This is a genomic window from Ochrobactrum sp. WV_118_8 (genome assembly GCF_039631535.1).
GTDB classification, from domain to species: domain Bacteria; phylum Pseudomonadota; class Alphaproteobacteria; order Rhizobiales; family Rhizobiaceae; genus Brucella; species Brucella anthropi.
Genome location: NZ_JBDIUZ010000001.1, coordinates 989,072 through 1,009,715, shown reverse-complemented (window position 1 = coordinate 1,009,715; position 20,644 = coordinate 989,072). Strand labels below are relative to the sequence as shown.

The window sequence follows — 20,644 nt, the reverse complement described above, 5'->3', positions numbered from 1 at the left end:
TAACGATGCGCTGTAATGTTTCGTCAATCACACGGCAGGGTATCGGGCGTCAGGATTTGAGCTTGCGGTAAAGACGCACTATCGATGGCTTCAACTGCAATTCTCGCAATCTCTTTATTGATCAGCCGTGCTTGCTCTGCTTCCGTTTTTGCAAATGTGTCGCCAAGCCCTACGATGAGTTCTTCTCTGAGCGCTTCCTGAACACGTAAAACTTTCTCCCCAATTCCAACCTTTCCGATCAGACGATCAAGATCAGCCAGTGCCCAAATCCCCTCCTCGGTCTGGCTTTCATCAAGCAGCGGATCGATCAGCGCGAATTCATATTGTTCGATGTCGATGCCATAATATTGTGACGCCAGACGTCCCCACATGGATGGTGTGTTCGATGCTGCAGTGCGCCACTGACACAAGGTGTCTTTGTGCACACTGACGCCGTAGACCATGCTCAATACGCGGAGTTGTTTCTGTTCCGCATCATAATGTAGCAAATCAAAAACATACGGCCTTGCCGGAAGCGCTGAAGCGGCAATCTCGATGTCGGTTTTAGCCGGAGCTGATTTTGACGCAACAGACTCGGTCACATGATTAAGCGTATCGCGTGTAATCGGCATAGACCGTGTCGGTGCCGTATAACCAGAAATCTTTACCCGCGCTGATGCTTCTTCGATAAGCCCAAAAATCTTTTCGCCTTCATTCCAAATTGCCCAGCGCAGCAGTGTATCGCGAGCCGCAAGCTTCTGGCTTTGCCGGTCATGGGCCTGGTCAATCCGGTGAAAAAGCCATGACAAATGGAGAGAGGCATTGAGTTCCTGCTTGAAACTCCGCACGGGAATCGTGTGCTCAATCAGGTCGATGTAGCCAATAACGGTTTCTGCAAACATAAGTTCTCCTTCCTGGAACGATGCAATCGCCGGAGCAAAATGGGTGTGAAAGATCGGTCGCGCTTGCCTGTGCAAGCAGCGTCAGATTTTGAAGACAGCAAAGACCGTGACGTTGCGCGCGAACGCACACGACCAGAGCGCCAGAACGGAAATTGGGAGTTCGGGCTTTAAAGAGCGCCGAACGCGTTAGGAGCGGAAATTATTTCCGCTGTCGAGCCGCCATGCTGACATCGAATTCAGGGCGCAGATCTTTTAATCCGGGACGAATGTCGCTAATAACCAGCATAGCTTGGCTCCTGTGTTGGCAGGCTAAGTTAGTCTCCATTCTGGTGTTCCAGCACCGGAATGGAGGCGTCTGATCAATCAGACAAAGTGACTATTGCAGGATCTCAAACGCGCCGCAAGGATCCAAAACGAAAAAAGATCCCAAGACAGCATTTTTATCTAAGTCCCGGATATCACCGGCTTTTTCGTTTTTGTGTCTACGGCTTCAAAAGCCAGTGGCCGTAAGGCTTTTGTATCTGTAAAGTAAGCGGTCAGCCGATGGCGCTAGACTTGAAGTTCCAAGGCATAAGGGCTTCGATTTCGGTTACAGGCCAGGCTTTAGCGATGCGGCTCAGTGTTTGTGATAGCCAGTCGAGCGGATCGACGCTGTTCATTTTGCATGTCTGGAGAAGCGTGGCCAGTGTGGCCCAGGTCCGTCCGCCGCCCTCGCTTCCGGCAAATAGACTGTTTTTCCTCGTGATTGTCTGTGGCCTGATCGCACGCTCGACAATGTTGCTATCGATTTCGGCCCGGCCATCGGTGAGGAAGCGTTCCAGGGCCTCGCGCCGGGTGAGCGCGTAGCGGATCGCCTCGGCGGTTTTGGACTTGCCCGAGACTTTACCCAGTTCCTGTTCCCACAGGTCGAAGAGGCGGGCGACAATGGTTGCGGACTGCTCCTGACGGAACCTGGCACGGATGTCGGCATTCTTGCCGCGAACCTCATCCTCGATCTTCCACAATTGGGTCATGGCGATGACCGTATCCGTCGCAGCCTGCGAGATCCCGCCGACGTGCAGATCATAAAATTTGCGGCGCAGATGTGCCCAGCAGCCTGCGAGCTGTATCTGTTCATTGCGCCCAGCCCTGGCGTGCGCCTTGATCATGCTCGTATAGGCACCATATCCATCCACCTGCAGGATTCCGTTGAACCCGGCAAGATGCCGCGCCACGCATTCTGCGCCCCGACTGTCTTCAAAGCGATAGGCCACCATTGGTGGACTGTTCCCACCATAGGGGCGATCATCGCGTGCATAAGCCCAAAGCCATGCCTTGGTGGCTTTTCCAGAACCGGGAGCCAGAGTGGGCAAGGTCGTCTCATCGGCGAAGACCCTTTCACCTTCCTTGACCCGTTCCAGGATATAATCGGCGCATATCTGAAGCTCGAAGCCCAGATGCCCCATCCATTGCGCCATCAAACTCCGGCTGATCTCGACGCCATCGCGCAAATAGATTGCCTCCTGACGGTAAAGTGGAAGGCCATCGGCGTACTTGGAAACGGCTATATAGGCGAGCAGGCGCTCTGTCGGCAGGCCACTCTCGATGATATGTGCAGGCGCGAGCGCCTGAACCACACCATCATGGTTCCGGAATGCATATTTGGGGCGGCGTGTCACGATAACCCGGAACTTCGGGGGCACGACGTCCAGGCGCTCGGAGCGATCCTCGCCGATCAGGACCTTTTCCAGCCCCTCGCAATCAGCCGGAATCTCCGGTTCGATAACTTCCTCGATGCGTTCGAGATGAGCCGCAAAACCCTTGCGCGGACGTGATGCCCGTTTCGGCTTGTCTCTGGCCGCATCGTCAAGTTCGCTCTGGATCGCCGCAAGACCGGTTTCCACTTCCTCGAAAGCAAACGATACCTGTTCATCGCCAACACCAGGGCGTAATCGTTCGGAGCGCCGGCCGTGCTGGGTGCGCTGCAAAACCTTCATGATGGATGTCAGATTGGTAATCCGTTCGTTGGCGCTCTTCTCCACTGCCTCCAGCCGGGCAATCTCAGCTTCAGCAGCCTTCAACCGAGCTTCTTTCGCAGCCTGCTCATGAGCCATTGCGAGCACCATGGCTTTCAGTGCGTCAACGTCATCCGGCAGATCATGAGGGAGTAAATCCATGAGGCTGAGTAGAGCATAAAAGCGGCCATTTTCCCAACCTGAACTGCATCATGAATCATCTTGCCGCAGGCACTGTCACCCCGTCAGCAAGGGGCGTCTTGTCCTGTTCGGGCGGATCTTTCTCCAGTCCATTCCGGCCAACAAAGCCATGAGTTGGGAATAGTCCAGACGGATCCTCGCTGCCGACAGGCCGGGCCAGCAAAAGCCATGGTCCTCAAGCGTTTTCGAATAAAGGCAAACGCCACTTCCATCCCACCACACAATCCGGACCCGGTCGGCACGCTTTGACCGGAAGACGTAAAGCGCGCCATTGAACGGGTCGAGACCGCCATCACGGACAACTGCCATCAGGGAAGCGGCTCCCTTGCGGAAGTCGACGGGCTGACAGGATACATAAACCACCACTGAGCTGGAGATCATACCTTGCGAACCGCCCGTAGAACCTTCACCAGATGATCCGGATCGAAGGCTGAGCCGACGCGCACCACCATGTCGGCGACAACAATATCGATCGAAGCGCTACACGTCGTTTCAACACGTGCAAATCTGGCCGGACTGTCCGTTCCCGCCGCTACTGGCGAAACAACACCAGACGCAAACGCCTTACGACGCCATTCATAAAGCTGCGAGGGATCCAGACCTTCAGACCGTGCAATCGCCGAGACGTTAGCCCCGGGCTGCAATGACGCGGCAACAATCCGCGCCTTCTCGTCATCCGACCAGTCACGCGGCCGTCGTCGGCTTCGCACGGGTTCCGCCGTCAAAATCTCAAATATCTGGGAATGATTCATATCGTCATTCATAGGACTCTCCGCATGATTCATACGGAAAATCCCCCATCAAACCGACAAAAGATACGTGGGGTGGCTTACCCGCTTACTGTAAACGGCAGATCAGCACGATTAAAACAAGGTGAAAGTTATCCACAGGCGGGGTCTCAGGCATCATTTTAACAGTAGGCCATAATGCTCATTGAGCGAAGCACCCCTCTCCGGATATCCGGCCTGAAACAAAGCATGGATTTGAAAAGTTCCACGGTCGAGCCCATTCCATGTCTTACTGCAAATGGCGTTTGTGGATGAATCCGAAAAATTGCCTTGGGTAACGCTCTTCTCGAGTTCTGAATCGGATGACTGCAAATTATTGCGATTTGAAACACGTTGCCGACAAATCAAAAAGACGTGCCTGCACATTACGCGCCCCGACCGGCCCGCCAGTTCAAACCCGAGATTTCCGATTCAGCTGCAAACGGCGTTTTACGAAGTAATGGGGGGAGAACAGACAAAAGAAACAAACGCCGTTTGTGAAACGAATCAGTGAAATCAGGCGGCCACAGCTTCGGAAGTCATCTTCATTGCCCCGGGTCGTCAGCGCCTTCATGAGGCATCAAATGCACCTTGCGCCGGAAATCCCACCCCCTTTTGGTGTATCTGTCAATCAGATCATCAATGACATCCAATGAAGCATCTTTATCGAAGCCCTGATCTGCCAGCCCGTCAAGCAGCATATCAATCAGCTTCTCCATCCCATCCTGATTGCCAGACTTCATCGCTTTGGCAATCATGAAATGCAGGAACACCCGAGCAACGTCGTCTCGTGTCGGTTTGCGCTCTGCTCTCAGACGATCCCGATATTCTTTCTGCCGCTCACGCTGCTTGCGCAAGCGTTCTGCATGCTGCCGATTCGACGCCATTCCCCCTCCCAATTTCGCACTAATGGTTAAAGCATGAACTCAAGACCTGTCGACATAAAGCGTTTTCCCCCGCCCTGTCCGCAAACGGCGTTTGCAGCTGAATCGGAAATCTCGAACCCAGTAACGTACGCCCTGAACTTTGCAACGCTCGTCACAAGATTTGAATCGAATTACTGCAAATCATCTCAATTTGAAATGCGTTGTGGAAAATTCAAAACGCGTTGCCGACACCTTGCAATGCCCTGCCCGCAACTTCAAATGAAGTGCCAAGAAATTATTGCAATCCATATAACTTACTGGGTCCACTGAGGCAAACAACGTTTGCATTACACGATCCAGATTAGCTTGCAGTCTTCCTGTGATTTTGCTTAGTGCAAATACCGTTTAATGTGGAATGTTGAATTCGTGGATACCAGAAGAACGACAATTCTCGTGACAGGCGGAGCTGGCTATATCGGCTCGCATACTTGTGTTCAGCTGATTGAAGCTGGCTATGACGTCGTGATCGTTGATAATTTTGCCAACAGCCATCTGGAAGCCTTGCATCGCATAGAAAAAATCACCGGACGCGCACCACGCTGCGAGGCAGGCGATATTCGTGACCGCGCTTTTCTGGAACAGGTTATACGACAGAATAAATGCACCGCAGTTATTCACTTTGCGGGCCTCAAGGCGGTTGGTGAATCGACGGAGAAGCCCTTGTTTTACTATGACTGCAATGTCGTGGGCACCTTGCGCCTGTTGCAGGCTATGGAAGCGACTGGCATCAAGACATTGGTGTTCAGCTCCTCGGCAACCGTATATGGCGAGCCGCAAAAATTGCCGATTGTCGAAAACGAGCCTCTCAATGCGGCCAATCCTTATGGCCGTACTAAGCGGGTCATTGAAGACATCCTGCGCGACCTTTATAACAGCGACAATAGCTGGAAGATTGGCATTCTGCGCTATTTCAACCCCGTCGGCGCACATGAAAGTGGCCTGATTGGGGAAGACCCCAAAGGGCTTACCAACAATCTTATGCCCATCATCGCGCAGGTCGCGACCGGACATCGCGAAAAGCTCAGCATATGGGGCAACGATTATCCTACCCCTGATGGTACCGGGATTCGCGACTATATTCATGTGATCGATCTGGCGGCGGGCCATCTCAAGGCGCTTGAAAAACTTGATGAACCACAATGTTTTTCAGTTAATCTGGGTACCGGGCAAGGCCATAGTGTTCTGGAAGTCATTAAGGCGTTCGAACATGCCTCAAATCGTGAAATCAAATATGAGATAGCCCCTCGCCGCCCGGGTGACATAGCCGCATACTATGCTGATCCAAGTTTCGCGCGCAATTTCTTGGGCTGGTCGGCTGAAAAGAACCTGCGCGAGATGTGTCAGGATATGTGGAACTGGCAATCAAAGAATCCGAACGGATATGAGTGAGTCCCCTTTAAGATCGCACCCGCAGTCTCGGCTTCTCTTTTTCTTTTTTAAACCAGGGCGCAGGTTCTTTTGCCTCGACATACGGCAGTAAGCGTAAAGGCTGTGGTTGCAGATGGCCCGTAATGACCGGATACACGGAGATTGCTTTTTTCATCACCTGCAAGCTGGCAATATTCGTATAACGTGTCTCTCCCTCCGTTCGGCCAAGATGCCCGGTAATGTCTTCCATAATCGACATTTCTATCCCCTTCTGTTTCAGCGTGTTGCTGAAACCATGCCGCAACGCATGGATTGCGCTACCCCAAAGCTGATCACCAAGCCCCGTTTCCGCCTTCAGCAAAGGGACAAAGCTCTTATAGAAACGATCACCAGTATCGTTTTTGCGCTTTGGAGCGACCAATTCTGGAAATAAATATCTGTGTCCGAGTTCCTTCAGACGCTTTGCATAGTCGATAAAACCCAGTCGGATAAGCTCATCAGGTACGGGCAGGTCGCGGACTGATTGGAGGTTCTTCAGTCCTCGGAGCTCATTTTTCCGAATTTTGATGGACCAGATACCTTCATCCTTTGCGTAAACCACATCATCGACCATGAGGCCCGTAAATTCGGCGCGTCTTGCGCCCAGATATGCGTAAAGCATTGGCACATAATAAAGGGACGAATGATATACGGCCTGGCCGAACTCCCGCATTTCCTGCGATATGGGCCCGGCACAACCGGTGAACACCGGAATCTGGAAGATCGGTTCAACCTGCTCAGGACCGGGTTTAGCGGTCAGCGCCCGAACGGATGCGAGGCTGCGTTTCTTCGGCTTGATCCCTTTGAACGTAAATGCTCGCAGCATGAAACCTGAGGCGACAAGATGGTTCAGGAACTGTTCGAGATTACCAAGGTGACGCCTGATTGTTCCACTCGACAAACCAACCTTGGGTGCTGGCAGATTGAGCTTTTGCGCGCGGATTACTTCCCGTTCTGTCGCCTCGCGCAATTGCACAGTTGTCATTGCCACGTAACGCGAACTGCTTCCCCATCTGGCAAGGATGTTATTGAAATGCTGGCGCAACGCCGCCAAGTGGGTCTGATTAATGGCACTGCTCGTGAGAACATTGTGCTCGCCCAGAATACCGCAGAAAATGCGAACGACTGTCTTGACGTCCTTTGCCGTGCCTTCGTTCCAGTTCTCACGGTTGTTGGCAATCAGAAGGTCGCACTGCTTCATGAATTGCTTCACTGGCAGGTCCTCCCCAGCAAGCCCCAGCATGTCAGATGCTGATGCAAGAACAGGATTTTCCACTACCGGCTGTGGCTGTGGCTGTGGCTGTGGCTGTGGCTGTGGCTGTGGCTGTGGCTGTGGCTGTGGCTGTGGCTGTGGCTGTGGCTGTGGCTGTGGCTGTGGCTGTGGAATGATATCCGGCACTGGTTCCACATTTACAACCGGAACAATTGGTGCTGGCCGGGCAGGTTCTGGTTCAGCCTGCTCGTCAGGATAATCAATGAGATAGCGATCATCGGCATCGAGAAGAACGTCTGCACGCGCTTTGAAATATTCAGCCTTGGCCTTCTCGAAATTAAGGATCGAATAAGACAGACCATGCTCTTGCATGAGAGCACGCATTTCGTCGACAAAACGCGAAGATTCTGCATCCTGGCGTTCAGCACGATAAGATATCGCGATGCCGTGATGGAGGCTCTGCGGTACCTTCGATTGCTCCAGAAAGCGCCAACCCTGGCAACTTTCTTCTTCAAACAAGACACGACGGGTGCCAAATTTTTCCAGAAGCCTGTAAGCCCAGCCAACTTCCAGATCGGCAGCCAGATTATCGATCTGATGGAAACCTGTCGGGGTGCGCTGGCCTGCAAATTGCAGGTTCTCCATATGATCATTCATCCGCGCGATTTCGGACTGAAACAATCGTTCGAGGGCTTCTTTCGACATCAATGCACTTCGCGGATTTTCTGCTATTTCAAACAGCATCAGATTAAGCTTGCGGGCCATACGACCTGCCTGGCGATGATCTGATTGTTTAAGGCTGAATGCAAGATGACGCGCGCCGATATGCTCGCTCATCCGTGCTGGAAGACGCGGACGCCAGTAAAAAATATTTCCGCGCCGCTGAAGATTTTGGACCTGATGTCTGACTGCCATAGGAAGCTCGCCGTTTGGAGCCACGAGACAAACCGACCAAGGCGAATCAGCATGTGTCATAGCTCTGTGTCACAGTTTCGTGCACATTCGGCGAAATGGAGAAAAAATTAAGGATTCCCACCGGGGGAAACATTAAGTAAATCAATAAGTTATTGATTTTACGCATGATTCATGGCTGGGGCGCCTGGATTCGAACCAGGGAATGGCGGTACCAAAAACCGCTGCCTTACCGCTTGGCTACGCCCCAACAAATCAAACCGAAGCAATCGGTTGCGCGGCCTTATAACCGCTTCGAAACCCGAGCGCAATCGCCTAATCACGAAATCCCGCATAAGCTTACAAGCCCTGTGAAGAACGTTTTCAACCGCATATCGTCGCCACTTGTTCCCTAAAACGAAACCGCCGATTTGCGTCCGGCTTCAAAGCTGCTACTTCCTAAAGGACAGGTGTATTTTCGGTATTCACTATGCTGTTTTTGCTGATTTCGTTTCTCGTCAGCGCTGTCTTGTGCAGCGTCGGTCTATATCTGCTGAACCGGCTCTTGCCCGAGCGCTTTCTCGCGGCGCGCATGAGTTCTCGCTCCAACCATACGACGGTAGCGCGGCAAATCGGCGGATTGGCACTTACTCCCGCAATTATCGCAACGCTGTTGATCTTTGCGCCGGATCTGGAAATCAACGCATTTCTGGCGCTTTGCCTTTCCGGGGCCTCGCTGCTGCTCTGGATCGTCGGCGGACTGGATGACCACTATGAGCTTTCAGAGATCATCAGACTGGGATCGCAGTTCATTGCCGCCGGACTGGTTGTCTACGGCCTGGGCCCGGATTTCCGGTTGCTGCCGGACCTCCTGCCCTACTGGCTGGAGGCAACTCTCATAGTCTTCGCGCTGGTGGTGGCCATCAATGTAACTAACTTCATGGACGGTCTCGATCTCATGACTGCCGCAGGCGTAGGGATTCCGCTGGCGGGGATCGGCAGTCTGGCCGCCCTTGGCCTTGCCGGGCTCGAAAGTGGCGGTATCGGCATCATCGCGGCAGGTGGAGTGCTGGGCTTTGCCCTGTTCAACCGTCCACCAGCAACGATCTTTCTGGGTGACTCTGGAAGTCTGCCACTTGGCCTGATCACAGGAACAGCGCTAATCCTGCTCGCACGGGAAACGCATATCGCCGTCGCGCTGATCCTGCCGCTCTATTATATTCTCGACGCAGGCACGACTATCGTGATGCGGTTAAGCCAAGGCGAGAACATCCTGAAAGCGCATTCCAAACATGCCTATCAGACGGCGAAGCGCTCAGGCTGGAGCGTGCTCAAGGTCGTCGGCCACGTGGCGCTTCTGAACATGATCCTCATTGCCTGTGCCATAGCGTTGCTCGCTCTCGATCACACAATTACCCAGATCGCGTTCCTGCTTGTAGCCATTGTCGCGACGCTGGTTCTGCTGCTGGATTTTCGCGGGCGCTTCAGGAAGCTATAACGTCGAACAGCACCTTGCGAACGGCATCAATATCGCCGCTTTCCATGGCAACACGGAGAGCCGTAAGGCTTGCCGGAACATCCACCGCAGCCTTTTTGCCCTGCGGGGCGCGCATGATCTTGGGATGGCGGGTCGGCTTCGCCTGTGAAGGATCGTAGAAGAGCTCTTCATACATCTTCTCGCCTTCACGAATCCCTGTCGTCTCAATTGCAATATCGCCGTGCGGATTCTCGTTATTTCGAACGGTCAGCCCTGCCAGCAGGATCATGTTCTCGGCCAGATCGCGGATCTTCACCGGTTCGCCCATTTCGAGCAGAACCGTATCGCCCGACGCGGCGATACCACCAGATTGCACGATAAGCTCGGCAGCTTCCTTGATCGACATGAAGTAGCGGGTCATGTCCTCATGCGTCAGCGTAATCGGACCACCACCGGCAATCTGCTCACGAAAAAGCGGGACGACAGAACCGTTCGACCCCAGCACATTGCCAAAACGGACAGAATAGAACGCCTTCTTCTTTCCCGATTGCTCGGCCAGCAAACCGCAATAATAGACGACCAGTTCAGCCCAGCGTTTGGTTGCGCCCATCACATTCGTCGGTCGCACCGCCTTGTCGGACGAGATGAGGACCATGCGTTCAACATCGGTATTGAGAGCGGCCTGCGCCACTTCCAGCGTGCCGAACACATTGTTGAATATACCGACCAGCGGGTTTTTCTCGACAAGCGGCACATGCTTGTATGCTGCACAATGATAGACCGTATCGACATTGTTGTCGCGAATGGCTTTCTCGACGCAGTCCCGGTTGCTGACCGTCCCAAGGATCGGCACAATCTCGCAACTGGCGATCTGCCTGAGCTGCCTCTCAATATTGTAAAGTGCGAATTCACTCGACTCGAACAAAACGATGCAGGCCGGGTTCCATTGTGAAATGGTACGGCAAAGCTGGCTGCCAATCGAGCCGCCCGCTCCCGTCACCATAATGCGCCGACCTTCGACCACTTCTCGCAACAAGGCCGCATCAGGCGGCACGGGCGAACGCCCGAGCAGATCATCGATCTCGACATTGCGTAGCGAGCTGACCAGATATTTCCCAGCCGTCAGATCTGCGATCGGCGGAAGAATACGCGTATTGACCGGAAGGCGCCCCAAAAGCCGCGCGAAATCCTGACGCTGTTTCTGTTCCAGCGCCGGTTCCGATACCACCACCTGCTTGATACCGTAGTTTTCGATCAGGACGGGAATGTCTTCAACACCATAGACACGCAGTCCCACGATATCCATGCCGTTGAGCTGGCCGTCGGGATCGACAAAGCCGACAACCAATGTGTCGCTATGGCTGCGAAGCGCGGTTGCGAGCTGGCGGGCGGGTTCGCCCACGCCAATGATCAATGCGGAACTCGTATAACGTTTGTCGGATTCAGCGCTTCGCAAAAGCCACTTCGCACCGAACCGGCTGGCCGAGATGAAAACGGTGCTCAAAAGCCAATAGAGCAGCGGAACCGAGCGCGGCAGACCGGCACTACCGTAGAGCTCCATCAAGAACACCAGAGCAACCCAGAACAACGAGGCGATAGCAGTAGCCTGAAAGATCGGCCAGATCGCGCGTTCAGCCAGATAACGGATGATGGCGCGGTAGAGTCCGAAGCGAATGAAAACCGGAATTGCCAGAACGGGTGCGATGAAAATAAGAAACGTCTGCCCTTCGTTCGGCACGAAAACGAAGCCGAGACGGATGACAAAGGCCAGATAAGCACTCAACAACAGCAGGACACAGTCGCTCAGCATCAGAATGATCTGTTTGCTGGCGCGGGGCAAAAGCGCCAATCTCTGCCATGGATATTTCAAACTCATACGCGTGTTATCCCGCTCTCCGCCGGAGAGAAATACCAGAACGATTCCAGCGCCATAAGGCTATTTATACTACTATTGGGGACTAAAAATTAGTCAATCCCTTCGCGGCTTGCCGCACGTCGTAGCTGCGAAGCATTCAAATTTCTCGCCACCGTTATCATGAGTCCTCCGGCAGGACTATATCAATTGCCGTTTCAGGCGCTTAACAAACATCTTTTGGCCAAATTGGGGCTGCGTTCCGTCTCGTGGGTTCCCGCATGTCCTGGTCCCAAACCGGTTGCCGCTTTCGGAAGACCTGCCAGAGCGGACGCGCTCACACTGGTTCGCGCTTCCGCTCCATCGCTTTGATTTACTGCATTTGTACGACGCCAGCCGATTCCAGCTGACAGCAAAATGCCCTAGGCAATTATCGTGCCGCTGCGAATGCTTCGCCAGTTCGTACCATCCGAATAGGCCATTTCCGTGCCAGACGGGACCTTCGTCACAAAGACCAGCGCACCGGCGCCATTGCCACCAGCAGAGGGCAGCGCCGCGGAAGTATAGGACGCGGGAAGGATGGGGCCATCAACATGAAGTTTCGTCTGCGGCCAGACCGAACCGATGGCGACATTGCCGGTCGCGTGATCGATCTTTATCGCCTCACGCCATTGCCCGGTATCGCAGCTTACTTTCGCGCTGAAATCATTACTGCCGTTCAACCCCATCTCGGCAAAGCCGGTCCAGTTGGTCTGATACAGAAGGCTTGCGGTATCGCTAACCGCCTGCTTGTTCACCTTCACCTGATGGCCTGCACCGGCATTGTTGGATAAGCCGGTATCCGACGAGATCCGCAAGCCGGTTGACCGCATCGGCAGTGGCATGAACACCCAGCATCGACAGGGACAGGTTTTCCGGAACCGATGAAACCCCTTCCAGAGAGGGCCATCAAAAACCATCAGGTGCGCTTCGTCCTCGACATAAGCCTGCCAGCCGATAGCAGGCCTCACGAATAACCATCCGCCATAAATGAAAGATGCTATTGCACCGCCTTTTCCTGCCCATGCCCCGGCAGCAGCCGCAGCCAGGAGATAGCAATCTCCACTGACAGGTGTTCCAGCGCTTCGGCTCGATTCCGCGACTTGACGCTCAGATGCTCGACGGCATCGAGTTGCCGCCATGCCTCATTATGGGTGACGTGTTTGTGCACCTGACTGGGCAGAATATAGGGCATTTTCAGATTTGGGGTTTGGTCCATGAACAGCTCCTCGCAATGGATAATGCGAAGAGCCTAGTTCGTCTGCCCGAAAAGAGGATAAGTCCGGATCAGCTTCCGCGATAGGTGGAATAGGACCACGGGCTGACAAGCAGCGGCACATGGTAGTTTCCATCAACATCGGCGATTGCGAAGCGGATCGGAATTAGGTCAAGAAACGGCGGATTGGCTTGTTCTGCACCGCGTCCCTCAAAATATTCGGCAACATGGAACTGCAACTCGTAAGTGCCGGTGCGCAATTCATCACCGGAAAGCAGAGGCGCGTCCGTGCGTCCGTCGAGATTGGTCACCGTCCGCTTGATGAGTTCAGAAGCGCCGTTTGTGGCAATACGATAAAGCTCGATTCGCATCGCCGCCGCTGGACTGCCGTGGGCAGTGTCGAGAACATGTGTGGAAAGTTTACCCATAATATCCCTCGATAAAGCTCAGGCAGGTTTCGTCGTTTCAATGCGGTAGGCGGCATTGGAGAAGAAAAACTCCTCCAGATTGTCTTCCTTGCCTGCCCGGTCGACAATCAGAAAATCGGATTTCTGCTCAAGCGCCAGTAGCGGGTGGTGCCACACATTGCGCAGATAATTGACGCCCTGATCACCGCGCGCAAGGAAAACACGCGGACGTGCAGGCTTGCCTCCGTCATCCTCGGCGACGATCACAAGGAACGGCCTGCCGTTCAATGGAACGAATGCCTGCGAGCCGAAAGGATGACGTTCCATCATGACGATGTCGATTGGCGCTTCAAACGATTGTCCGCGGAAAATATTGACAAGAACCCTTGCTTCGGTACCAGTAGCTTCGACACGCGCGAGATCGTGGTATCGCTCGGTCGTTCCGTTGTTGATCAGACGAAGCTCAGCTCCTTCTGTCTCGATGACATCACCAAATGGCGCAAAAGCGTCTTTTGTCAGCGGCTCGACCACCAGAGTTTCGACGTGCAAATCATCCTCCCCGTAAAAGCAGATTTCTTATAACGACAAAGCTTGTTGAAGAGGTCTCTGTCAATTGCGAAGCAGTTTCAACCGAAACAAGAAAAAGCCGGGCCAACGACCCGGCTTTCAACATGCAGAACCGATAAAAATTCAGCGCTTCAAAAGTGACATCACCGCAGGGACACCGCATGCGGCAAGTGCGAGTTTCACGAGATCGCCGACGATAAAGACGCCGAACCCGAAGGCAATCGCCTTTTCCAGACCGAAAAGATAAGCCATCCAGCTTGCACCCATCAAAAGAATGACCGCTTCTGCGAGTAGCATTGCACCGCCGAGAGCGAGAGGGTTACGCGCCAGTCCCTTGTCGGCAGCACGTCCGACGATCCAGGCAGCGGCAAGGTAGGAGAGCAGATAGCCACCTGTCGGACCAACCATATAGGCAAGACCGATGCCCTTCTCCGGCGTTCCGGTGAAAACCGGCATGCCAAGCGCACCTTCGAGCAGATAAAGAGCGACAGTCGCCACGGCGAGCCGCGAACCGTAAAGCGCTGAAATTGCAAAGAGAGCAAAGGTCTGCATCGTCGCATTGACATATACCAGATCGACTTTGATCTTGGCAGAAATGGTGAGAACAGCCGTTCCGATCAGCGCAAGCCCGACAAACCAGAAAGCACGGGCCAGTTGTTTTGTCGGCAGATATTCTGCTGCGAGAGAGGCGGTGGCGACGCGAGATTTTGCTCTATGAGGCATATCCAACTCCACTTTTGACGCGGCGACAGACACCGGGATCTGAAATTCTCGGGAACCTGTCCGCTGACGCGATTGTCAGCCCGCGTGACCGTTCACGTTTGCAACCCGACTATATAAGGCCTATGCCGTTTCATCAATCAAACCAAAGAAGAATGGAAGCCGCTTCAATGGCGCTTGTTTTCGACAGCAGTTTCACGCCCCAATATGGGAAGCCGGTTGAACTGAGTAAAGGCATCTTGCGCCTCACCGTCAATAATCCGAGCGCTTTCACCTTTCACGGCACCAACAGCTATCTTATCGGCACGGATACACTGGCGATCATCGATCCCGGCCCTGAAGATGAGACGCATTACAACGCCTTGATCGCAGCCATTGCCGGTCGTCCGGTCAGCCATATCTTCGTCAGCCACACCCATCGAGATCATTCACCTTTGGCCCAGCGTCTGAAGGAAGGCCTTGGCGCTCGCACCGTTGCCGAGGGACCGCATCGCCCTGCCCGCCCCTATTATGCGGGCGAAACAAACATGCTTGAGGCAAGCGCCGATACGGAGTTCGTTCCGGATATTGCACTGACCGACGGAAGCACGATCGAAGGTGATGGCTGGGCTCTGGAAGGAATTCATACTCCCGGACATGCCGCCAATCACATGGCGTTCGGCCTGAAAGGAACCGGCATTCTTTTCTCCGCAGACCATGTCATGGCCTGGGCGACGTCCATCGTCGCACCGCCGGACGGCTCGATGAATGACTACATGGTCTCGCTCGAAAAACTGCTGGCACGCGACGACAAGGTCTATCTGCCGGGGCATGGCGGCGCCGTGACCAAGCCTGCCGCCTTCGTTCGTGGCCTGCGTGCCCATCGCAAGATGCGTGAACGTGCCATTTTAGAGCGTGTTCTACAGGGGGACCGGACAATCGGCGACATGGTGAAAGTGATTTATCGCGAGACTGATCCGCGATTGCACGGTGCGGCAGCGCTGTCCGTGCTCGCACATCTGGAAGATCTGGTCGGGCGTGGGGAAGTCACGACAGATGGCCATCCGTCGCTGGGTAGCATCTATCTTCCCGGCTGATTATTCCACGTCGGCTGGAGCCTTGTTGACCTCGCCTTCCAGCGCCCCCAGAAAATCGGTAATGAAACCGGCATTCTGCCCCATATCGCGCTTGCCATAGCGTGACAGCGAGCGCACATCGACATAGGTAGTTTCGCCTTCGTCGAGCAGGCGGATGACGATATCGCTTTTCAGACCCAGTATGAAACTATGCGCGGTCACGGCAAATCGCGTCGCGTTCTGTTCCGGCGAAGACACATTGCGCGCGATCTCCTGCCACCCGAAAGTCCTCAGAACCGTCTCGACCCCCTGCGCAACGCGGTCCGGTGCGGCTTCATAGCGGCGTCCGACCACATCGGGATAGGCGGTGAACTGGGTCAGCGCATCGCCACTCACGGCCACGGTCAGCGGATTCATCCATTGCAGGCGTGGTGGCATATTGGACGGGAATTGCGGCGGCGTCCCGAAATCCGTGGAGATGTCGTAGAGGGGTGGAGAGAGATACCACAGTGCCGTGACCAGTCCGACTGGAAGCAGCACGGCAAAAGCGAATATGCCGCCCCAGAAGGAGCGTGCGCCACCCTTGTCGCCATTGACCCAGAGATTGCGAAAACCTTTAGCCGAGCACAGAAGGGCCAGAGCGGCAAGACCAGTGCTCAATCCGGCAAGCAGCACCAAATCCGGTGTCTCCAGTGTCCAGAAGCGATGCAGAAGAAACGCCATCGCAACAAGCACGAGCGCAAAAACACCAAGCCGAAGCGCCCATACTGCAGAGCGCGACTGACGCCGCTGGTAGCGAAGTTTTCTCATGCAGTCTCCGAGAACATTTCCAGCTTATACTGAATCATTGGAGCCGCTCTGTCTCTCTGTTTTCACACAGTATGAATAGCAGAGAGATTTTCGATCGGCAAAACTTCGGCGTAGAAATTCAAATGCCCCACCTGGCTTGGACATGGCGGGGCACTTTTCCTGGCGATGTCATTTAGAGCAGCTCCGGTCAAAACTGAGTTGCCGGAACCGCCCTAACTATTTGTTTCGTCGCATTGTCCCACGCAAAACCGCTTCGCACTTTTGCTGGAAATGCTCTAGTAACGCGCATCTTTCGGCTTCTTCATGTTGGGCCAGTCCTTCACCTTGCCTGCGAAGTCGGGACGCGGCATGTGGGTGAAATATTCCGACACATCAATGGCTTCCTGATCGGTCAGGACATCGCCCTGCCCGATGGGCAGATTGTAGTTCTGGGCTGGCGGCATCGCATATTTGACGAACTGCGCCGCCTTGTAAGTCCGGGCCAGTCCGGCTCCGATGTTGAAGCTTTCATCCCCCCAGAGCGGCGGGAAGATATAGTCACCGGCCTGGTCCTTCATGCCTTCGCCACCCGCGCCATGACTGGTCGAGCATTGTGCGGCATAGATTCTGGCGCCATTGACTGGATCGGGAACAAGGCTTTCATCGATGGGACCGGCATTGCGGATCGCCACTTTGGTGCCCTTTTTCACATCCTGCCGAAGCCAGTCCATATAGGCGACCATCGCCTTCATGTCGGCCCCCTCAGGCGGTAGCGGTTTGCCGTTCATCGAACGCTGGAAGCAGCCATTGATGCGCATCACCAGATCGACTTCCTTGCCTGCACGGGGCATGACGGCGGGATAGAAGTTGCTGCTGTTGATATAGGAAGCGACATTATCCATCTTGCCCTGCCCCATGTGGCAGGAGTTGCAATTCAGACCGTTGCCGACATTGTCGGGCAGAAGCCGCGCGGTTTCGTTGAGCAACCGCTTGCCGTGCATGATTTCAGGCGCGTTCGGTTGCTTGAGAATGTCACGGTCCGGCGGGATGACATAGGTTCCGACCTGATTTTTATCCTTGTCCAGAACCGCATAGGCTTTGGGAGCCGGGGCATCCAGCGAAGGCCGCAGGTGATTGAAGAGGAATGCGCCGCCCGTTACTGCCACGGCAAAACTGCCACCAAGAACGACAATCGTACTGGTTTTCATTGCTTGTTCTCCGGAACGTAATGGACGGGCTTGTGAGCGATTTCACGCCGCATACGCGCGATATCCTGCTCCGTTATGGCAGCGCCGTGGTTGCCCCAGCCGTTGCGAATGAAGTTCAGGATTTCGGCGACCTGCCAGTTTGGAAGATCGGCAAAGCCCGGCATGGTGAAAGCCATCTTGTCCGCTGGCGTGTCAGGCGTCCTGCCCCCGGTCAGAGTGACCTGAATGAGCGAGCTTGGATCATCGGCAAAGACAATCGAATTGCCAGCAAGCGCCGGATAGATGCGCGGTGCACCCTTGCCGTCCATACGATGGCAGACCGAACATTGCTCGACATAGGACAGAGCGCCCGGTGCACTGAAATCTCCCACCTTGAGGGCCGCCGTCGTCACATCTTCCTTCTGTTGCCATTCACGTTCGCGTCCTTCGCTTGGTGGCAGCGACTTCAAATAACGGGCAATTGCGCGCAAATCATCTTCCGCAAGATATTGGGTCGAATGCTGCACGACATCGGCCATCGAGCCGAACGCCGCTGTGCGATCGGTACGCCCGGTCTTGAGGAAGGTGACGATCTCGTCTTCGGCCCAGCTCGAAAGGCCTGTATCCTGATCGCGCAGGTTTTTCGCATACCAGCCTTCCAGAACCGAACCGGACAGGAACTTGCCCTTCGGATCGTTCTTCACCGCTTTTTCTTCATAGGCGAGACCACGTGGCGTATGGCACGCGCCGCAATGACCGAGCCCCTCGACCAGATAAGCGCCGCGTGCGATCACCGGATCGGTGTCGGCTGCAATCTCAAACGAACGCGAATTTCGAAAGAAAAGCTGCCAGTAGGCGAGTGGCCAGCGCATGTTGGTTGGCCACGGCAAAGTGCTGGGCTGGTTATCCTGTTATACCGGCTCCACCTTCGACATGAAGAACGCATAAAGCGCCTTCATCTCCTCGTCATTCACGACCGTATAGGAAACAAAGGGCATTGCCGGATAAAGATGGACATTATCCTGACGCACCCCCTGCCGTACGGCGCGCTCGAAGTCGGCATAGCTGTAGCCACCGATACCGGTTTTGCTGTCTGGCGTGATGTTCGTGGAATAAATCGTGCCAAGCGGCGTCTGCATGCCAAGCCCGCCCGCAAACGCCTTGCCTCCCGGAGCCGTATGGCACGCAGCGCAGTCTCCCGCATGGGCGACATACTCGCCTTTTTCGATCAAAGCCTTGTCGGTGACATCGACGGCGGCTTCGTGTTTCGCCGTCAGCCAATGGGGTGTTGAAAGCGCAAAGAGCCAAGCTGCGGCTAGCGCACCCGCGCCGCCGACCGCCGCTTTCCAGATCAGTTTCATGTGCCCTCCGACACCAATTCCCTTGTGATGAGGAGAACGTCGAAGATTCGGGATGAAAGAGCATTGACCGCGATCAAAACCTGTCGGGGGAATATTTAGCGATCTACAAAAGCAATAACTAATGCACGTTTGGCGTGCTTGATAGATTAGGCAAATCGCATTAGAGGCAGCACCCTCCAGGGGCGCAATTCAATCTGATTACGGCAGATTGGCGCTCCAATTGTTTGTTCAGCACGCATCTGATCCGAAAACCGTTTTGCACTTTTCGGGATGCGTTCTTAGCCTGCAAAGATCACCAGCTTTAAGAATAAGTGAGAAAAAGCTAGGTAAATCAAATAAAAAGGCATTGCAGCAACCGCTAACAGAAGGCATGATTGCGTATGTGGGGGCTTATATTGCAATCGTCGGAGAGGACGGAATGGATCGTGCCCTTCAAAATGGCAACCAGTCATCGGACGGCACAACCGCCGAGGATGCGATGACGCTCGAAGCCGTCGAACTGGAGTTTGCGCTTGGAGCCATCGACGTCCTTATCGAAGGTTTTGATTCCGCGCTCGCCAAGGCCGCAGAACGTGTGGGCGGCGAAGTTCTGTTCAATATGCCTGCTCTCGACACCAGCGAAGCACAACGCATAGGTGCAATTGCCATTGCCGGGCAACCGGAAGATCAGGTTATCTTCGTCACATTGCGCAACGACGGCACGACGTTGTCCGTTGAACCGCCCACGGGCGAAAATGCCGTTTTTGAAAGCCTTGGCCGCAACTACGCCGCCGTCATGAAAAGTCTTTCCCCGAAGGAGAAAGTCAACGGCGCCTGAACGGGGTTATTTCGGCGCTACAGGCTTTGGAACGCCCGCATGAAGATTGTGCGGAGCAACCGGGTTGAGTGTCATCATCGTCTCGACATCCTTGAGTCGCACGAATTTCATCCCCTTCGCTTTCAAGGCCAGAACGCCTTTGGCCACCCCTTCACCCGCCGACCGCGTTGGTTGATTGATATGCGAGATGATGACGTCGCCGTCACGCGCAGCAGCGATGCGGCGCTCAACCGTCGGCGCCAGCAACGAGGCGCCCTGATCGCCATTCAGCGAATAGCCACCGATCTTGTAGCCCATGCTTGTTGCCAGCTTGATGGCATCGGTCGAATAACGGGCAGTCGCATCGCGATACCAGACAGGCTTCGACACTCCGGCATCAGTAATCGCCGTCGCGCCGGCATCAATTTCCAGATAAACCGCCTCAAGTGATCCTGCTGTCTTGATGCCATACATTTTCGGCTCGTTGGTAATGGCCGGAACATGCATTGCGCCATGGTTCTCGATATCGAACAGATCGGAATTGGCCTTCAAAACCGCCATGGCTGCCAGGTTCTGCTTTATCCATCGCCCCGTCACGAAGATCGTCGCTGGAATACGGTTCTGCACCAGAATGTCCAGAATGCGATGGTCAGTCTTGCCCATGCAGGCATCAAGCGTCAGCGCTACCTGTGGCGCTGTATCGCCACCGCGCGCGATACGCAGTTGCGGCTCAACGATTTTGATCGTGTCGTGCGCAGCCTTATTCTCCGCGCGCTCCTGCGGCGAGATATCGTATGCGCTGGCAATGCCAGTCGTGGCGAGAATGACGGCTCCTGCCGAAGCAATAAAACGAAGCATGACAATATCTTCTGAAAATGGCTTAACCACCGGAGATTAT

General features: G+C 54.5%; 19 protein-coding genes, 1 tRNA gene and 1 pseudogene. 4 read left to right on the top strand and 17 right to left on the bottom strand.

The window, feature by feature from the left end; translation table 11 throughout:
* Positions 1-23: 23 nt before the first annotated feature.
* The 5 genes from ABDF71_RS04805 to ABDF71_RS04785 all read right to left on the bottom strand — a co-directional run bounded on the left by ABDF71_RS04805 (position 24) and on the right by ABDF71_RS04785 (position 4,700).
* On the bottom strand, positions 24-881 hold the full coding sequence (locus ABDF71_RS04805) for a hypothetical protein (protein ID WP_500061167.1): 858 nt from the start codon (positions 879-881) through the stop codon (positions 24-26).
* A 536-nt stretch (positions 882-1,417) separates the two neighbouring features.
* On the bottom strand, positions 1,418-3,037 hold the full coding sequence (gene tnpC / locus ABDF71_RS04800; protein WP_500061165.1) for an IS66 family transposase: 1,620 nt from the start codon (positions 3,035-3,037) through the stop codon (positions 1,418-1,420).
* A 75-nt stretch (positions 3,038-3,112) separates the two neighbouring features.
* Positions 3,113-3,457: an IS66 family insertion sequence element accessory protein TnpB gene (tnpB, locus tag ABDF71_RS04795; RefSeq protein WP_500061164.1), complete on the bottom strand. Its 345-nt coding sequence runs from the start codon at positions 3,455-3,457 to the stop codon at positions 3,113-3,115.
* Complete coding sequence (locus ABDF71_RS04790) at positions 3,454-3,840, bottom strand: transposase (RefSeq protein ID WP_500061160.1); 387 nt, start codon at positions 3,838-3,840, stop codon at positions 3,454-3,456. The genes tnpB and ABDF71_RS04790 overlap by 4 nt, the downstream gene beginning before the upstream one ends.
* A 548-nt stretch (positions 3,841-4,388) precedes the next feature.
* The gene (locus ABDF71_RS04785) at positions 4,389-4,700 is read right to left on the bottom strand and encodes a hypothetical protein (RefSeq protein WP_500061158.1); all 312 of its coding nucleotides are present in this window, start codon (positions 4,698-4,700) and stop codon (positions 4,389-4,391) included.
* 435 nt (positions 4,701-5,135) lie between these two features.
* On the opposite strand from ABDF71_RS04785, the gene galE reads away from it, so the two are divergent.
* A complete protein-coding gene (gene galE, locus ABDF71_RS04780; RefSeq protein ID WP_500061156.1) occupies positions 5,136-6,158 on the top strand; it encodes a UDP-glucose 4-epimerase GalE in 1,023 nt (340 codons plus the stop codon).
* 7 nt (positions 6,159-6,165) lie between these two features.
* Here galE and ABDF71_RS04775 read toward each other — a convergent pair whose 3' ends face one another.
* Positions 6,166-8,304, bottom strand: coding sequence for a DUF6538 domain-containing protein (locus ABDF71_RS04775; protein WP_500061154.1), 2,139 nt, complete (start codon positions 8,302-8,304; stop codon positions 6,166-6,168).
* A 172-nt stretch (positions 8,305-8,476) separates the two neighbouring features.
* Positions 8,477-8,551 (bottom strand) — tRNA-Gln (locus ABDF71_RS04770).
* A 219-nt stretch (positions 8,552-8,770) separates the two neighbouring features.
* Here ABDF71_RS04770 and ABDF71_RS04765 point away from each other — a divergent pair.
* Complete coding sequence (locus tag ABDF71_RS04765) at positions 8,771-9,778, top strand: MraY family glycosyltransferase (RefSeq protein WP_151662767.1); 1,008 nt, start codon at positions 8,771-8,773, stop codon at positions 9,776-9,778.
* On the opposite strand, the gene ABDF71_RS04760 is transcribed toward ABDF71_RS04765, so the two are convergent.
* The 5 genes and pseudogenes from ABDF71_RS04760 to ABDF71_RS04740 form a co-directional block, all read right to left on the bottom strand.
* A complete protein-coding gene (locus tag ABDF71_RS04760; protein ID WP_151662766.1) occupies positions 9,765-11,633 on the bottom strand; it encodes a polysaccharide biosynthesis protein in 1,869 nt (622 codons plus the stop codon). The two genes, ABDF71_RS04765 and ABDF71_RS04760, sit on opposite strands and share 14 nt — an antisense overlap.
* A gap of 398 nt (positions 11,634-12,031) precedes the next feature.
* A pseudogene (locus ABDF71_RS04755) lies at positions 12,032-12,867 on the bottom strand (DUF2793 domain-containing protein).
* A 68-nt stretch (positions 12,868-12,935) separates the two neighbouring features.
* Positions 12,936-13,292 carry a hydroxyisourate hydrolase gene (gene uraH / locus ABDF71_RS04750; protein ID WP_151662765.1) on the bottom strand — a complete coding sequence of 119 codons (357 nt, stop codon included), beginning with the start codon at positions 13,290-13,292 and terminating at the stop codon, positions 12,936-12,938.
* Positions 13,293-13,310: 18 nt separating this feature from the next.
* Positions 13,311-13,820 carry an ureidoglycolate lyase gene (locus ABDF71_RS04745; protein WP_151662764.1) on the bottom strand — a complete coding sequence of 170 codons (510 nt, stop codon included), beginning with the start codon at positions 13,818-13,820 and terminating at the stop codon, positions 13,311-13,313.
* Between the two features lie 141 nt (positions 13,821-13,961).
* Positions 13,962-14,561 (bottom strand): biotin transporter BioY, encoded by a 600-nt coding sequence (locus tag ABDF71_RS04740; protein ID WP_279675719.1) that lies wholly within the window; start codon positions 14,559-14,561, stop codon positions 13,962-13,964.
* A 167-nt stretch (positions 14,562-14,728) separates the two neighbouring features.
* Between ABDF71_RS04740 and ABDF71_RS04735 the strand changes: the two genes are divergently transcribed.
* On the top strand, positions 14,729-15,634 hold the full coding sequence (locus ABDF71_RS04735; RefSeq protein ID WP_151662762.1) for an MBL fold metallo-hydrolase: 906 nt from the start codon (positions 14,729-14,731) through the stop codon (positions 15,632-15,634).
* Here ABDF71_RS04735 and ABDF71_RS04730 read toward each other — a convergent pair whose 3' ends face one another.
* The 4 genes from ABDF71_RS04730 to ABDF71_RS04715 form a co-directional block, all read right to left on the bottom strand.
* Positions 15,635-16,423 carry a DUF1499 domain-containing protein gene (locus ABDF71_RS04730; RefSeq protein WP_151662761.1) on the bottom strand — a complete coding sequence of 263 codons (789 nt, stop codon included), beginning with the start codon at positions 16,421-16,423 and terminating at the stop codon, positions 15,635-15,637.
* Positions 16,424-16,698: 275 nt separating this feature from the next.
* The gene (locus ABDF71_RS04725) at positions 16,699-17,610 is read right to left on the bottom strand and encodes a c-type cytochrome (RefSeq protein WP_151662760.1); all 912 of its coding nucleotides are present in this window, start codon (positions 17,608-17,610) and stop codon (positions 16,699-16,701) included.
* Entirely contained in the window at positions 17,607-18,461 is an 855-nt protein-coding gene (locus ABDF71_RS04720) for a c-type cytochrome (protein ID WP_235918365.1), read from the bottom strand. Before ABDF71_RS04720 ends, ABDF71_RS04725 begins: the two co-directional genes overlap by 4 nt.
* Positions 18,462-18,500: 39 nt before the next feature.
* Positions 18,501-18,950, bottom strand: a complete 450-nt coding sequence (locus ABDF71_RS04715; RefSeq protein WP_235918364.1) for a c-type cytochrome — start codon at positions 18,948-18,950, stop codon at positions 18,501-18,503.
* Positions 18,951-19,368: 418 nt separating this feature from the next.
* Between ABDF71_RS04715 and ABDF71_RS04710 the strand changes: the two genes are divergently transcribed.
* Entirely contained in the window at positions 19,369-19,767 is a 399-nt protein-coding gene (locus ABDF71_RS04710) for a hypothetical protein (RefSeq protein WP_094513442.1), read from the top strand.
* Positions 19,768-19,773: 6 nt separating this feature from the next.
* Here ABDF71_RS04710 and ABDF71_RS04705 read toward each other — a convergent pair whose 3' ends face one another.
* Positions 19,774-20,604, bottom strand: a complete 831-nt coding sequence (locus ABDF71_RS04705; RefSeq protein WP_151615777.1) for a polysaccharide deacetylase family protein — start codon at positions 20,602-20,604, stop codon at positions 19,774-19,776.
* Positions 20,605-20,644 lie beyond the last annotated feature (40 nt).

Coding starts and splice junctions, on each gene's coding strand:
- ABDF71_RS04805 (WP_500061167.1), bottom strand. CDS start 881: ATGTTTGCAGAAACCGTTATTGGCTACATCGACCTGATTGAGCACACG.
- tnpC (WP_500061165.1), bottom strand. CDS start 3,037: ATGGATTTACTCCCTCATGATCTGCCGGATGACGTTGACGCACTGAAA.
- tnpB (WP_500061164.1), bottom strand. CDS start 3,457: ATGATCTCCAGCTCAGTGGTGGTTTATGTATCCTGTCAGCCCGTCGAC.
- ABDF71_RS04790 (WP_500061160.1), bottom strand. CDS start 3,840: ATGAATGACGATATGAATCATTCCCAGATATTTGAGATTTTGACGGCG.
- ABDF71_RS04775 (WP_500061154.1), bottom strand. CDS start 8,304: ATGGCAGTCAGACATCAGGTCCAAAATCTTCAGCGGCGCGGAAATATT.
- ABDF71_RS04765 (WP_151662767.1), top strand. CDS start 8,771: ATGCTGTTTTTGCTGATTTCGTTTCTCGTCAGCGCTGTCTTGTGCAGC.
- ABDF71_RS04760 (WP_151662766.1), bottom strand. CDS start 11,633: ATGAGTTTGAAATATCCATGGCAGAGATTGGCGCTTTTGCCCCGCGCC.
- uraH (WP_151662765.1), bottom strand. CDS start 13,292: ATGGGTAAACTTTCCACACATGTTCTCGACACTGCCCACGGCAGTCCA.
- ABDF71_RS04740 (WP_279675719.1), bottom strand. CDS start 14,561: ATGCCTCATAGAGCAAAATCTCGCGTCGCCACCGCCTCTCTCGCAGCA.
- ABDF71_RS04735 (WP_151662762.1), top strand. CDS start 14,729: ATGGCGCTTGTTTTCGACAGCAGTTTCACGCCCCAATATGGGAAGCCG.
- ABDF71_RS04730 (WP_151662761.1), bottom strand. CDS start 16,423: ATGAGAAAACTTCGCTACCAGCGGCGTCAGTCGCGCTCTGCAGTATGG.
- ABDF71_RS04725 (WP_151662760.1), bottom strand. CDS start 17,610: ATGAAAACCAGTACGATTGTCGTTCTTGGTGGCAGTTTTGCCGTGGCA.
- ABDF71_RS04720 (WP_235918365.1), bottom strand. CDS start 18,461: ATGCGCTGGCCACTCGCCTACTGGCAGCTTTTCTTTCGAAATTCGCGT.
- ABDF71_RS04715 (WP_235918364.1), bottom strand. CDS start 18,950: ATGAAACTGATCTGGAAAGCGGCGGTCGGCGGCGCGGGTGCGCTAGCC.
- ABDF71_RS04710 (WP_094513442.1), top strand. CDS start 19,369: ATGGATCGTGCCCTTCAAAATGGCAACCAGTCATCGGACGGCACAACC.
- ABDF71_RS04705 (WP_151615777.1), bottom strand. CDS start 20,604: ATGCTTCGTTTTATTGCTTCGGCAGGAGCCGTCATTCTCGCCACGACT.